The organism is Nocardia sp. NPDC005366 (genome assembly GCF_040606855.1).
GTDB lineage: Bacteria > Actinomycetota > Actinomycetes > Mycobacteriales > Mycobacteriaceae > Nocardia.
The window spans coordinates 208250-220613 of sequence record NZ_JBEXFQ010000001.1 but is presented as its reverse complement, the minus strand read 5'-3'; the positions used below and the strand labels follow the sequence as shown (position 1 = coordinate 220613).

Genomic DNA, 12364 nt, shown 5'->3' with positions numbered 1-12364 from the left:
CCGATCCTGCGCGCGACGGGCCGTCGGCCCGAACCGCCTCGGTGCGGCCCCGCCGTAGGCTCATCCCGCGTAGATTGCGCCGACCGCCCCCGCGAGCACGGACAATCCGTGTTCGATCTCGTCATCGGAAATGGTCAGCGGGGGAAGCAGTTTGATGACCTCGTCCTCGGAACCGGAGGTTTCCACCAGCAGTCCGCGTTCGAAGGCCAGCCTGCACACCTTCGCGGCCCGCGACGCGTCCTCGAAGACGAGACCGTGCACCAGTCCGCGCCCCCGGGTGGACAGCCCGCTGTGCGCACTCGCCAGCTCCGCCAGCGCGGCGCGTACCCGCTCGCCCTTGATCGTCGTCGTGGATTCCAGCGCCCCGTCGGACCAGTACTGTTCCAGGGCGACGCGCGCGGTGACGAAGGCGGCGTTATTGCCTCGGAAGGTTCCGTTGTGCTCCCCGGGGGTCCACTGGTCGAGTTCCGGCCGGAACAGCACGAGCGCCATAGGCAGCCCGTAGCCACCGATCGACTTGGACAACGTGACGATATCCGGGGTGATACCCGCGATCTCGAAGGAGAAGAACGGACCGGTCCGCCCGCAGCCCATCTGGATATCGTCGACGATCAGCAGAATGCCGCGGGCGGAGCACAGTTCGGCGAGTTGGCGCAGCCAGGAGGCGCGCGCGACGTTCACTCCGCCTTCACCCTGGACCGTTTCGACGATCACCGCAGCGGGTTTGTCCAGGCCGGAAGAGGAATCGTCGATGGCGCGGCGCATCCACCGCAGCTCGGCGTCGCCGCCGAGGTAGCCGTCGTATGGCATCGGCGTCGCGTGGACCAGCGGCACCCCCGCCCCGGCCCGTTTGGCGGCGTTGCCGGTCACCGAGAGCGCGCCGAGGGACATGCCGTGGAAGGCGTTGGTGAAGTTGAGGATGGTCTGGCGGCCGGTGATCTTGCGCGCCAATTTCAGCGCCGCCTCCACCGCGTTGGCTCCCGTCGGTCCGGGGAATTGGACCTTGTAGTCCAATTGGCGCGGTACGAGGACGAGGTCGCGCAGCGCCTCGAGCAGCGAACGTTTGGCGATCGTCGACATATCGAGCCCGTGGGTGATGCCGTCGCCCGCGATGTATTCGAGCAGCGCTCGTTTCAGGATCGGGTTGTTGTGCCCGTAGTTCAACGAACCCGCGCCCGCGAAGAAGTCCAGGTACTCGCGGCCCTGCTCGTCACGCAACCAGCTACCGCTCGCGGTGGCGAAGACCGTCGGCCAGGATCGACAGTAGCCGCGAACGTTCGATTCGAGTGTTTCGAAAACGGTCATCTCGGCGACAGTCATCGGCGATCCTTCCTGTCGGGACGAGCGGTTCTGCCTACACGCGGCGGTGCGAACACCAATCTGAAGCGATTGTGTTTCTAACACTGACGCGTCAGGTATGTAGCAGTTTCCGAAAAGAGGCGTGGAATCCTCGCGTATGCCCACACCGTCGAACTAAAGTTGACTCCTTGTGCGCGGCGGTGCGGAGGGGGTGGAATGGCTGGCCGTTGCCATGCGCGCGCGGCGAACGGCGCGGGTGTACCGACATCTCGCCGTCGCGGGATTCCGCCGCCAGTCCCAATACAAGTTGGCGATGTTCGCCGGCCTGTTCACCAACTGCGTGTTCGGGCTGGTCCGCGCCGCGGTGATGTTGGCGGCCGTGCGTGCCGCGGGCGATTTCGGCGGTTACGACGAGGGTTCCATCGGCGCCTACGTCTGGCTGTCGCAGGCCCTGCTCGGCGCGACGCAGTTCATGGGTCCGCCACTGGAATTGGTGGACCGGGTGAAGAACGGCGATATCGCGGTCGATTTCCTGCGCCCGGTCGACGTGCAACTCGCCTATCTGGCTTCCGATCTCGGCCGCGCGGCCTGCACGCTGATCCCCCGCGGCATACCAAGCGTCGTCTTCGGTTACCTCACCTTCGGACTCGCGATGCCGCGCACACCCGGGCCGTATCTGCTCGGCGCGATCTCGGTGTTATGCGCGGTCGCCCTGTCGTTCCTGTCGTTATTCGCTGTTGGCCTGATCGGTTTCTGGGTGGTGGAGACCCGTGGCATCCGGGTGCTATACCAGATTTGCGGCACGTTTCTGGCCGGGTTGTTCGTGCCGGTCCACATGTTCCCGGAATGGCTGCGCGCGCTCGCGCACGCCACCCCGTTCCCGTCGATCCTGCAGGCGCCGATCGATATCCTCTCCGGTCGCGTCCTCGGTTCGGAGGCGATCGCGGTCGTTGCCACGCAGGTGGTTTGGGTGGTGCTGATCGGCATCATCGGTCGGGTGCTACTGGCGGCGGGCCGCCGCAGGCTGGAGGTGCAGGGTGGCTGAGCTCCCGCTGCTGACCGCGCCGGCCGGTACCCGCTTCACCCCCTACATCGCCGTGCTGCGCTCGCGCATTCGCGCCCAGCAGGCCTATAGATTGTCCTTCGCCAGTGAGGTTTTCAGCGCCTTCCTGATCGGCCTGATCGAATTCGCCGAGGTCTGGGTCATTTTTCACACGGTGAAGGTGCTCGGCGGCCTCGACCTCGACGGCGCGCTGCTGCTGTTCGGGCTGAGCAACACCGCGTTCGCGCTGGCGCAGGTCACGGTCGGCCACCTCGATTCCCTGCCGACGCTGATCCGGCTCGGCACCCTCGACGCCTTCCACCTGCGCCCGCAGCCGCTGCTGGCGCAACTCATCACCAGCGATATCTCGTTGCGCCGTCTCGCGCGCGCCGCCGTCGCGATCGCGGTGCTCGTCATCGGTCTCGTTCGCAACGATATCCTTTGGGGGCCTGCCGCATTCGCCATGCTCGCCATCACCGTGATCGGGGGAATCCTGATCTTCGGCGGGATCTTCGTTTGCGCGGCCGGACTGCAATTCTTCCTGATCGACGGCGCGGAACTCACGAACAGCTTCACCTACGGCGGGTCCTTCGCCGCGATGCAGCCCGCCTCGGTCTTTCCAGCACCGCTGAAAATCCTGTTCGGGTTCGCGATCCCGGTCTCGTTCACGGCGTACCTACCCACCATCGCCCTGCTCCGGCTACCCGGACCACCACTGCTGCCCTCCTGGCTTGCCTGGTTGACCCCGGTCGCGGCGATATGGGTTTGGCTACTCGCGCTCTGCCTGTGGCGAATCGGCACTCGGCACTACCAGGGAGGCGGCGGGTGAGCGTGGCGGCCAGCGACTTATCGGACACCATCATCGATATCGAAAATCTCACAAGGGAATTCACACTCTATCGCCGAAACGGCCGCAGGTGGCGCCGCACACGTGACACTCTCACCGCCGTCGACAGCATGACCTTCCGGATCGAGCGCGGCGCCGCGGTGGGCTACATCGGAGCGAACGGCGCGGGCAAATCCACCACCATCAAGATGCTGACCGGCATTCTCGTTCCGACGGCAGGCACGGTGCGCACCTGCGGCCTGGAACCGGTGCGTCAGCGTCGCAGACTCGCCTCGCGGATCGGCGTCGTCTTCGGGCAACGCTCCCAACTGTGGTGGGATCTGCCCCTGCGCGAATCCTTTTCGATCCTGGCCGCCATCCACCGGCTCGACCCCGACATCACCCGCAAGCGCACCTACGAACTGGTCGAACAGCTGGAAATGGCCGAAACGCTCGACACCCCGGTGCGCCAACTCTCCCTCGGGCAGCGGATGCGCGCCGAAGTCGCCGCGGCACTGCTGCACTCCCCCGAACTGGTGATCCTGGACGAGCCGACCATCGGCCTCGATGTGCTGTCCAAACAGCGGCTGCGCGAATTCCTGCGCGCGGAACGGGCCGACCGTGGCACGACGCTGCTGCTCACCACCCACGATATGGGCGATATCGAGCGGCTCTGCGACCGCGTGCTCGTCGTCGACCACGGCAGCCTGGTCTACGACGGGTCACTGCCCGGACTCGGCGCGACGGTCGGGGCGCGCCGAGTGCTCGTGGTCGATCTGGCCGAGCCGACACCCGATCTGGTCGACTTGCCGTGTGCCGCGGAATTGCTCACCAGCGAAGGCGAAGGAATGCGCCAGCGATTGGCCTTCGACGCCGAGACGACAACCGCGGCCCGATTACTCGCCGCGGTATCCGACAGGGCCCAGGTGCGCGACCTGTCCATCGAGGAACCCGAGATCGAGGACATCGTCCGGCGGATATACGAATCCGCCCGTTGATCGAGTCGACGGGCGGATTGGGGCCGAATCTTCGCTACCAGGTCGAGTCAGGGTTCACGCGGCCCCTGGTCGAGCCGGAACGGCGGGTATTCGTCGCGCAGCAGGGCGGCATAGACCGCCACTCGCAGCATCCATCGGTTGGCGCCCACCGAGAAGTCGAACAGCCCCTTGGGATATACGCCGGTGAACAGCAGGCCGATGACGGCGATCAACGCGAGAACACCCAGCAGGGACGGCCAGGAAACGGCATAGTCGTCGGAGACGCTGTTGGACCCGCCGACGAAAACCATGATGACCAGGTAGTGCGGAATAGCCAGCAACCACCACTTGACCAGCACCAATCCGCGATGCAGCCGCTCGGGGTAGTCGACCTCCAGATCCGCGGGATAGTTCGCGTCCGACGCCAGGCTGAACGGCGGGTATCTATCCGTACCCAGCGGCGACCACGCGTAGAAGCCGACCCGCCAGCCCCACCTGAGCACACCGATCGAGTAATCGAAGAGCCCGCGTGGATACTTCCCGGTGAACAGGATCGCGAAGAACGCGATCACCGTGACGACGAACCATCCGATATGCAGGAAGAACAGCACAATATAGTGCGGAATGGCCAAGATCCATTTGACCAGCCACATCCATCGCGACAGCGCGGGATCCAGATCACCTCTGACGCGAACCGGACTCGCGGAACTGACCGGCTTCTCGAGTTCCATTTCCATGATCGACGCTCCTTCCGGGCTTCGATGCGGCGGCACACCGTAGGCCAACAGTCGAATTGTCCCTTATCGGAGGAATGTCCCGACCACGTTCCGATACCGACACGCCAACGAATCGGAGCGCCCGACACTCACTCTCGTCGGCGACTCGGTCCAGCGCTTCGATGTCACGGGCACCCCGAATGGCACGCGCACCCCGGTTGCGCTGCCGCACCGTCACCGCGATACTGACCGGTCGATATCAGAAGCTGTTGTCCCGGGGGTAAATCCATGACGCGCACGTCCCGTCCTGCCGTACTCGCCCTCGGTGTCGCACTGGTCGTCGTACTCGTGCTGACCATGAGCGGATGCGGTAAGAGCAAGAAGAATCGGCACTCGACCGCACACGGCCCGGTCGCCACCGCGACCACGACGGCGCGTCAATTCCAGGACTGCGAGCAAGCCTGGGCCGCAGGCCGGGCCCCGTTGAAACGCGGCGACAGCGGATATTCGGCGGCCCTGGACAAACTCGACGGCAAAGAGGACGGCACCGCCTGCGCCACCCGCCCCGTGTCCCGCACGACGACGCCGAGGACGACCACTCCGCGCGCGAGTACACCGACGCGCACTCCCACCAGAACACGCTGAGCGCACGGGTGTGCACCGCGCGAGAGGTCAATCGGGAGTCCGACCGGTCGCGGAATACAGACTCACCTCGCCGCTCTCGCTCAGGAACGCGTTGACCAGCATCACCCGATTGGCCCGGAACTCTTCCTCGTCCGGAACAACGGTGGTGATGGAAATCTGCGGAATCGTCGCCCAGTTCACCACATACCGCTCGGGCGGGCCGTCGTCATCGGACAGGCGCGCCAGCCGGAAGACCGACACCGTCTTCCGTTCGATGAGCTTGCGCACGACCTCCGCGATTCGCTCCGGGTCTTCCAGCGCGAACAGGAAGCCGAATGTCAGCTCGGGCGAGGACACGTAGGCGGGCACGAATACCGAGGCTAGCCGATCGCGAGCGGGTCCGCAGCCGCCTTGCCGTCGTGATTGCCGCCCATACGCTCACCGGGGCCGTCCCGCGATATTCGATACCGAGGCTCATCAATTACGATTCGATTCGATTCCGATTCGCCGCGGCAACACATCGACGTGTCCGAAACGTAACGGACCATAACGATTTCCGCCGACTCGAAGATTGTGACGGCATACGGTTGCGTCATCGACAGCCATCGCGCTTTCCTGAAAGAGTCCCGATACTTCGGGTCGCCTTGTCATCGCATCGTCGCGGATTTCCCGGTTACTTCGCCGTGGCGGTGAACTGTGTGAGGGCGGCCGGGCTCGGGGCTACGCCGGAGCCGAGGGGTTGCCCCTCCCCGAAATCCCCCTCGGCCCTGGCGTATCCACGATCGGATCGTCACCATGGGGGCTGAGCATGGCTACCGAATACCACGCGCACCGGATCGTCGCAGGCGAACTGCCGCCGCGCTCGGCACTGCTGCGCGTATTCCGCGAACCCGGCGACCCGCGACTGCGTGAGCACCGGGTGCTGGAAGCGGCGGGCGAACTGGCCGAATGCCATGGGGACAGACAGCGCGCGATCCAGACAGCGCGAAGGCCCGGCGCGTCGAGTGGACGGGTCGCCGCATGCGCCCAGCAGGTGGACGATATCGACCGGCGTCGGGCCGAACTCATCGAACGGATCGACCGGTGGGTCGCGACCAATGTCGCGCACCGCGCCGGAGCGTCGTTGCATACCGAGACGCTCGGCGCGGTGATCGACAGAATGGCCGCGAAATGGATTGTGGCGCAACAGGCTGTCGGGCCGAAGGCGTCGATCGAAGCGCCGCGTCCGCTCCGGATGGACGGCGCCGCCCACCTGGAGTGGACCCGGCTGGCCGAATTGGCCGACGGCTATCAGGATCTGATCACCGATGTGGCCGAACACCGACGGCGACTGCCGGTCTGGTGATCGGCCACCGCGGCACCGCTCACCGTGGGTCGTCGAGTTCCGGTTCTATCAACTCCGGCTCCACGACCTCGGCCTCGACGAACGCGGTCGTCTTCGGCGCGGTCTCAGCACCGACGGCGTCATCGGCGCCGGGAGCGTCGTCGGGCTCAGCGAGCCCGACGCCCCGGCCTGCCTCCGCGTCCTTGCGCGCTGCGGCAGCGGCCTCGTTCATCTCGATCGCGTCGGTGATCCATTCGCCGATCTCCCGGGTCACCCCGACGACGGTCCCCGTGATGATGCCGGCGATATTGCCGACATGGCGGGCTCCGGAGGACGTTAATTCCTGAATCAAATCCTTGTTGCTCTCGAATTTCCCGATCATTCACACGCCCACTTCGGTCGCCTTCCGCTGACGCATCACGATAACACCGGGAGTCGGGTCCATCCTGAGCGCAGCGGGCAGCAACTCGGCGAAACGGGATCGGAACAATGCGGGCGGCAACGCGAGCTTACAAATCTTCGACCACACCGATCCGATCTGCTTACCGAATGGCCCGGTGTTGTAGGGCAGGCCGTACTTCGCGCACAGTTCGCGGACCTCAGGAGCGATCTCCGGGTAACGGTTGGCGGGCAGGTCGGGGAAGAGGTGGTGTTCGATCTGATGCGACAGATTGCCGGACATGATGTGGAACAGCCTGCTGCCGGAGATATTGGCCGAGCCGAGCATCTGCCGGACATACCACTCGCCACGGGTCTCCTCGGCGGTCTCCTCCTCGGTGAACGTCTGTACGCCCGCGGGGAAATGCCCGCAGAAGATGATCGAATATGCCCAGACGTTGCGCACCAGATTCGCGGTGACATTACCCGCCAGCGTGCTCAGGAACAGCGGGCCCGACAGCGCGGGGAAGATCACGTAATCCTTGAGGACCTGTCGGCCGGCCTTGCGCCACTGCGCCTTCAGCAGTCGTTTGACCTCATCCCCTGATCGCTTGCCGCGCACGACGTTCTCGACCTCGAGGTCGTGAGCCATCACACCCCACTCGAACAGCATCATCAGCGCGAACGCGTAGATCGGATTGCCGAGCCGCAGCAGATTCCACTCCTGGGCCTCATCGATCCGCAAGATGCCGTAGCCGATATCGCGGTCCTTGCCGTGGATATTGGTGAAGGTGTGGTGCATGTAGTTGTGCGAATGCCTCCACTGGTCGGCCGGGCAGACCGTATCCCACTCGAACTCGCGGGAATTCAGATCGGGCTCACGCATCCAGTCGTACTGGCCGTGCATGACGTTGTGGCCGATCTCCATATTGTCCAGGATCTTCGACACACTCAGCGCCGCGACCGCCGCCAGCCAGACCGGCGGCAAGAAGCCGAGATACATCAGGCCACGGCCCGCGATCTCGAAACCGCGCTGCGCTTTGATGATCGAGTAGATGTACTCGCGGTCGCGTTCGCCGAGGTCGGCGACGACGCGCGCACGCAGTTCGTCGAGCGCCTTACCCAGCTCTTCGATCTGGTCCGGGCTCAGGACCAGCGGTCCGTCCTTGGTTTCGGTAAGAATTGTCATCGGTTCGGTCCCCTGTCGATTGATTGTCAGATGTCGATCTCGACGTCGCCCACGGGGGCGTTGATGCACAACTGGATGGGCTGGTCCGGGTCACTGTTCGTTTCGCCGGTCCGCAGGTTGCGGGTGCAACCGGTGCGGCGAACCGCCGTGCAGGAGAAGCAGATACCCATCCGGCAGCCGTACTCCGGGCTGAGCCCGGCGCCCTCGGCCTGCTCCAGCAGGCTGGCGCCGGTGTTGTCGGCGGCGACGCCGCTGGCGGAGAAGTTCACGGTGCCGTGCGCTGTCTCGGTATCGACCGGTGCGAGCGAGAGCGTGAACTCCTCGGTGTGCAGCCGGTCGGACAACCGCTCGGCCGCGAAGATCTCGCGGGCCGCGTCCATCAGCGGCTTCGGTCCGCAGACGAAGGTCTGCGCGTCGGCGAACCAGGGCGCTACCCGCACCAGCTCGTCGTAGTCGAAATACCCTCCGCCGCTGATTTCTACACATGCGCCCTCGGCCGCCGAGCCGACGGGGTCGGTCGCGCGCCTGCCCGGATAGCGCAGTTCGATGCGGAAGTTCGCGTGCGCCCGCGCGATCGCGTCCAGTTCGGCGCGGTGCGGGACGAGGACGGGCGATTTCGCGTAGTGCAGGAATACCAGTTCGCCCGGATATCCCTCCGCCGCCAGCGTCTGCATCATGGACAGCACCGGCGTGATGCCGCTGCCGCCACTGACCAGCAGGATTCGCTCCGGCCGGATGTCGGGGAGGGCGAACGTGCCGTCGGCCGGGGCCAGATCGACCACCATGCCGGGGGCGGCGTTGTGGTGCAGATATTGCGACACCAGCCCGCCCCGGTGGGCCTTGACGGTCAACTGGATGTAGCGCCCGCGCCTGCCCTCCGGATTCACCGGCGAGTAGCACCGGGTGTGGCGGACACCGTCGATCACCACACCGATCCGGACGAACTGACCCGCGGCGTGACCGCGCCAATGCCGGGTCGGACGCAGCGTCAGCGTCACCGACCCGGGGGTCGAGCGACGGACATGGGTGATCTCGGCCCGCATCTGCCGTGCGGTCAGCGTCGGACGGACCAATTCGAGATAGCGATCGAGCGGGTGCGGCGTGGTCAGGGTCTGCACCAGATCGATGAGATCCACCATTCGGTTCTCCGTACCTCTTGTCGGGCTGGGGCGTGCGCTCATGTTTCAGTGCACGCCTGTACACTCAACTAGTGTGACTGATGAACAGGGGCAGGTGTCAACCGGCAAGTTGTGTGACCCGAACAACATCCTCGGAGTGGACGCATGGTGAACGGATGTATGCTCACCGTGATGACTGAGCAGGCAGCGACCAGAAATGAGCGCAAGGAGCGCACCCGGCAGGCCCTGCTGGAGGGCACCCTCGCCCTCGCCTCCGACCGCGGATTCGCCGCGCTCAGCCTCCGCGAGATCGCCCGATCGGCCGGTATCGTGCCGACGGCCTTCTACCGGCATTTCGAATCCCTGGAAGATCTCGGCGCGACCCTGGTCGACGAGGGCGTGACCGCATTGCGACTCGCCCTTCGCGAAGTCCGCCGCAATCCCGACGCGGGCCTGACCGATACGGTGCGGTTCGTCTTCGATCAGGTCGGGCCCAAACGCGACCTGTTCGGATTCCTCACCAGGGAACGTCACGGCGGGTCGGCGGTATTGCGCCGGGCCATCGCCACGGAATTGCAGCTGATCGTGCGCGAACTGGTCGCCGACCTCTCGCGCGTGCGCGCACTCGACGAGTGGAGCCCCCGCGACCTGGAGATCGCCGCCGACCTGCTGGTCTCCACCGTGACCGACGGCATCGCCGCCTATATCTCCGCTACCCCCCGCGACGCCCAGCCGATCATCGATCGGACGGTCCAGCAGGTCCGCCTGATCGCCCTCGGCATGGGGGCGTGGTCGCCGAAACAGCGATAGCGCGCTCCGGGCCGCCAGGAGCGCGGGCCGCCGGAGTGCGGTATCTCACACCTCGGGATCGAAGCTGGTGTCGGGTCCGCGCACGGGGATGAGAACGGCCAACCCGACGGCGAGCACGATCAGCAGCCCGACGATGCCCGCCCGCTCCGCGTCGAAGACCCACACGAAGAAACCGAACAGCGCGGGGGCGAGGAACGACGCGGCGCGGCCCGTGGTGGTGTAGAGACCGAACAGCTGCCCCTCACGTCCCGGCGGCGCGAGCCGGGCAAGGAAAGACCGGGCCGACGCCTGCGCCGGGCCGACCGCGACGGTGAGCAGCAATCCGAATACCCAGAACAGCACCGGACCCGAGACGAAGAGCAGGACGACGCCCCAGATCAGCATCGATACCAACGACACCACGATCACCGCCTTGGGCCCGACCCGGTCGTCGAATCGACCCGCGACGACCGCGCCGAGCGCCGCGACGACATTCGCCGCGATACCGAACAGCAGCACATCGGAGTCGGCGATGCCGTACACCCGCACCGCGAGCACCGCGCCGAAGGTGAACACGCCCGCCAGCCCGTCACGGAAAACCGCACTGGCCAACAGGAATCCGACCGTGCGCCGATCCGCTGCCCACAACTCGCGCAGATCCCGCCACAGCACGCGATAGGACCCGAGGAATCCAGCGCTCGCCGCGCCGGGATCGGCTCCGGTACGGGGTATCTCGGGAACCGACAGCAGGACCGGAAGCGCGAAGGCGGCGAACCAGACCGCCGCGAGAATGGCGACGAGACGGATATTCAGTCCGTCATCGGTGGGTATCCCGAGGAGTCCGCGGTTGTCGCCGGCGCCGGCGATGAACCCGAAGTAGCAGATCAGCAGCAGGAATATGCCGCCGAAATAGCCCATGGCCCAGCCGAATCCGGATACCCGGCCGACGGTGGCCGGGGTGGAGACCTGACGCAGCATGGCGTTGTACGGCACACCCGCCAATTCGAAGACCGTCGAACCGAAGGCGAGCAGCGCCAGGCCCAGCCACAGGTCGTTGTAGTCGTCGTGCACGAAGAACAGCCCGGTCATCGCCAGGATCGTCAGCGCGGTCAGCACGGCGAGCGCGCGTTTACGTCGCGCGGAGGCGTCGAAGTACTGCCCGCTGATCGGCGCGGTGAGCGCGACGATCACTCCCGCGGTGGCGATGGCCCAGCCCAGCCAGGAGCTGGCGTTGATCCCGCCCGGCAGATCGTCGCCGACTTTATCGGTGAGATACACCGAGAAGACGAATGTCAGGATGACGGCCTGGAATGCCGACGATCCCCAGTCCCACAACCCCCACGCCACGATCTGTCCACGCCCGGCGGCCTGCCCAATGGTCGCCTCGGCGTTCACCTCGGTCATGCCGCGCAGCCTAACGGGGATCGCCGCCCCGCACGGGGCAAGACCCGAGGGCCACCCCCAGCTATGCACCTAATTGCATAGTACCGAGTGTTACGGCTAACCTGTCCGACATGGCCCTCGAGCACGCGTTGCTGGTATCGCTGACCGAGCGCGCCGGCTCGGGCTACGAGTTGGCGCGCCGCTTCGACAAATCGATCGGGTTCTTCTGGAATGCCACCCACCAGCAGATCTATCGGGTCCTCAAGCGCATGGAGGAATCCGGCTGGCTCGACAGCGTGACGGTCGCCCAGGAGGGAAAACCCGATAAGAAGGTCTATTCGGTCAACGAGGCAGGCCGCCTCGAATTGGCGCGCTGGATCGCCGAACCCACCGATACCGATATGCCGCGCAGCGAACTCGGCGTCAAGATCCGCGCCGCCGCGCACGGCGATATCGCCGCCCTACGCACCGAGGTCAACCGGCATCGCGACCAGCACGCCCAGCGACTCCAGGTGTATCTGCTCATCGAGAAGAACGACTTCCCCGCGCCGGATCAGCTCTCCGGCACCGCCCTGCACCAATACCTGGTCCTGCGCGGTGGTATCCGCGTGGAATCCGGATTCGTCGAATGGTGCGACGAAGTTCTGCAAGCCCTACGACCGCGTGCGTCAGCCCCGCACCAGGATTGATGGACAAAGA

At 65.6% G+C, this 12364-nt stretch carries 14 protein-coding genes; 7 read left to right on the top strand and 7 right to left on the bottom strand.

All coding sequences use genetic code 11. The features are described from left to right. Nucleotides 1-60: 60 nt before the first annotated feature. The gene (ectB, locus tag ABZS43_RS00950) at nucleotides 61-1320 is read right to left on the bottom strand and encodes a diaminobutyrate--2-oxoglutarate transaminase (RefSeq protein ID WP_355033731.1); all 1260 of its coding nucleotides are present in this window, start codon (nucleotides 1318-1320) and stop codon (nucleotides 61-63) included. Nucleotides 1321-1489: 169 nt separating this feature from the next. On the opposite strand from ectB, the gene ABZS43_RS00945 reads away from it, so the two are divergent. Genes ABZS43_RS00945 through ABZS43_RS00935 form a run of 3 tightly spaced genes read left to right on the top strand, consistent with a single transcriptional unit; the run spans nucleotide 1490 to nucleotide 4165 of the window. Continuing rightward, nucleotides 1490-2344, top strand: a complete 855-nt coding sequence (locus ABZS43_RS00945; RefSeq protein ID WP_355033730.1) for an ABC-2 family transporter protein — start codon at nucleotides 1490-1492, stop codon at nucleotides 2342-2344. Continuing rightward, the gene (locus tag ABZS43_RS00940; RefSeq protein WP_355033729.1) at nucleotides 2337-3170 is read left to right on the top strand and encodes an ABC-2 family transporter protein; all 834 of its coding nucleotides are present in this window, start codon (nucleotides 2337-2339) and stop codon (nucleotides 3168-3170) included. The genes ABZS43_RS00945 and ABZS43_RS00940 overlap by 8 nt, the downstream gene beginning before the upstream one ends. Continuing rightward, nucleotides 3167-4165 (top strand): ATP-binding cassette domain-containing protein, encoded by a 999-nt coding sequence (locus ABZS43_RS00935; protein ID WP_355033728.1) that lies wholly within the window; start codon nucleotides 3167-3169, stop codon nucleotides 4163-4165. Before ABZS43_RS00940 ends, ABZS43_RS00935 begins: the two co-directional genes overlap by 4 nt. Before the next feature lie 47 nt (nucleotides 4166-4212). Here ABZS43_RS00935 and ABZS43_RS00930 read toward each other — a convergent pair whose 3' ends face one another. Then, the gene (locus tag ABZS43_RS00930; protein ID WP_355033727.1) at nucleotides 4213-4881 is read right to left on the bottom strand and encodes a DUF4389 domain-containing protein; all 669 of its coding nucleotides are present in this window, start codon (nucleotides 4879-4881) and stop codon (nucleotides 4213-4215) included. A 267-nt stretch (nucleotides 4882-5148) separates the two neighbouring features. Between ABZS43_RS00930 and ABZS43_RS00925 the strand changes: the two genes are divergently transcribed. Then, nucleotides 5149-5505 carry an excalibur calcium-binding domain-containing protein gene (locus ABZS43_RS00925; protein WP_355033726.1) on the top strand — a complete coding sequence of 119 codons (357 nt, stop codon included), beginning with the start codon at nucleotides 5149-5151 and terminating at the stop codon, nucleotides 5503-5505. 27 nt (nucleotides 5506-5532) lie between these two features. Here the strand turns inward: ABZS43_RS00925 and ABZS43_RS00920 are convergent, their stop codons facing one another. Further along, nucleotides 5533-5853 (bottom strand): hypothetical protein, encoded by a 321-nt coding sequence (locus ABZS43_RS00920; protein WP_355033725.1) that lies wholly within the window; start codon nucleotides 5851-5853, stop codon nucleotides 5533-5535. Between the two features lie 439 nt (nucleotides 5854-6292). On the opposite strand from ABZS43_RS00920, the gene ABZS43_RS00915 reads away from it, so the two are divergent. Then, nucleotides 6293-6829 (top strand): DUF4254 domain-containing protein, encoded by a 537-nt coding sequence (locus ABZS43_RS00915; protein WP_355033724.1) that lies wholly within the window; start codon nucleotides 6293-6295, stop codon nucleotides 6827-6829. A 19-nt stretch (nucleotides 6830-6848) separates the two neighbouring features. On the opposite strand, the gene ABZS43_RS00910 is transcribed toward ABZS43_RS00915, so the two are convergent. From ABZS43_RS00910 to ABZS43_RS00900, 3 genes are read right to left on the bottom strand one after another with little or no spacing between them, the layout of a single operon-like run. Then, a complete protein-coding gene (locus tag ABZS43_RS00910) occupies nucleotides 6849-7190 on the bottom strand; it encodes a hypothetical protein (protein WP_355033723.1) in 342 nt (113 codons plus the stop codon). Then, nucleotides 7191-8375, bottom strand: a complete 1185-nt coding sequence (locus tag ABZS43_RS00905; protein WP_355033722.1) for an acyl-CoA desaturase — start codon at nucleotides 8373-8375, stop codon at nucleotides 7191-7193. A 26-nt stretch (nucleotides 8376-8401) separates the two neighbouring features. After that, entirely contained in the window at nucleotides 8402-9514 is a 1113-nt protein-coding gene (locus ABZS43_RS00900) for an FAD-binding oxidoreductase (RefSeq protein WP_355033721.1), read from the bottom strand. 171 nt (nucleotides 9515-9685) lie between these two features. Between ABZS43_RS00900 and ABZS43_RS00895 the strand changes: the two genes are divergently transcribed. Beyond that, on the top strand, nucleotides 9686-10303 hold the full coding sequence (locus ABZS43_RS00895; protein ID WP_355033720.1) for a TetR family transcriptional regulator: 618 nt from the start codon (nucleotides 9686-9688) through the stop codon (nucleotides 10301-10303). A gap of 45 nt (nucleotides 10304-10348) precedes the next feature. Here the strand turns inward: ABZS43_RS00895 and ABZS43_RS00890 are convergent, their stop codons facing one another. Further along, on the bottom strand, nucleotides 10349-11686 hold the full coding sequence (locus ABZS43_RS00890; RefSeq protein ID WP_355033719.1) for an MFS transporter: 1338 nt from the start codon (nucleotides 11684-11686) through the stop codon (nucleotides 10349-10351). Nucleotides 11687-11796: 110 nt separating this feature from the next. On the opposite strand from ABZS43_RS00890, the gene ABZS43_RS00885 reads away from it, so the two are divergent. After that, a complete protein-coding gene (locus tag ABZS43_RS00885) occupies nucleotides 11797-12354 on the top strand; it encodes a PadR family transcriptional regulator (protein WP_355033718.1) in 558 nt (185 codons plus the stop codon). Nucleotides 12355-12364 lie beyond the last annotated feature (10 nt).

Bases quoted from the DNA above. Each gene is read 5' to 3' on its own strand.
- ABZS43_RS00905 (WP_355033722.1), bottom strand. From the start codon at position 8,375: ATGACAATTCTTACCGAAACCAAGGACGGACCGCTGGTCCTGAGCCCG.
- ABZS43_RS00900 (WP_355033721.1), bottom strand. From the start codon at position 9,514: ATGGTGGATCTCATCGATCTGGTGCAGACCCTGACCACGCCGCACCCG.
- ABZS43_RS00885 (WP_355033718.1), top strand. From the start codon at position 11,797: ATGGCCCTCGAGCACGCGTTGCTGGTATCGCTGACCGAGCGCGCCGGC.
- ectB (WP_355033731.1), bottom strand. From the start codon at position 1,320: ATGACTGTCGCCGAGATGACCGTTTTCGAAACACTCGAATCGAACGTT.
- ABZS43_RS00925 (WP_355033726.1), top strand. From the start codon at position 5,149: ATGACGCGCACGTCCCGTCCTGCCGTACTCGCCCTCGGTGTCGCACTG.
- ABZS43_RS00890 (WP_355033719.1), bottom strand. From the start codon at position 11,686: ATGACCGAGGTGAACGCCGAGGCGACCATTGGGCAGGCCGCCGGGCGT.
- ABZS43_RS00895 (WP_355033720.1), top strand. From the start codon at position 9,686: ATGACTGAGCAGGCAGCGACCAGAAATGAGCGCAAGGAGCGCACCCGG.
- ABZS43_RS00915 (WP_355033724.1), top strand. From the start codon at position 6,293: ATGGCTACCGAATACCACGCGCACCGGATCGTCGCAGGCGAACTGCCG.
- ABZS43_RS00910 (WP_355033723.1), bottom strand. From the start codon at position 7,190: ATGATCGGGAAATTCGAGAGCAACAAGGATTTGATTCAGGAATTAACG.
- ABZS43_RS00930 (WP_355033727.1), bottom strand. From the start codon at position 4,881: ATGGAAATGGAACTCGAGAAGCCGGTCAGTTCCGCGAGTCCGGTTCGC.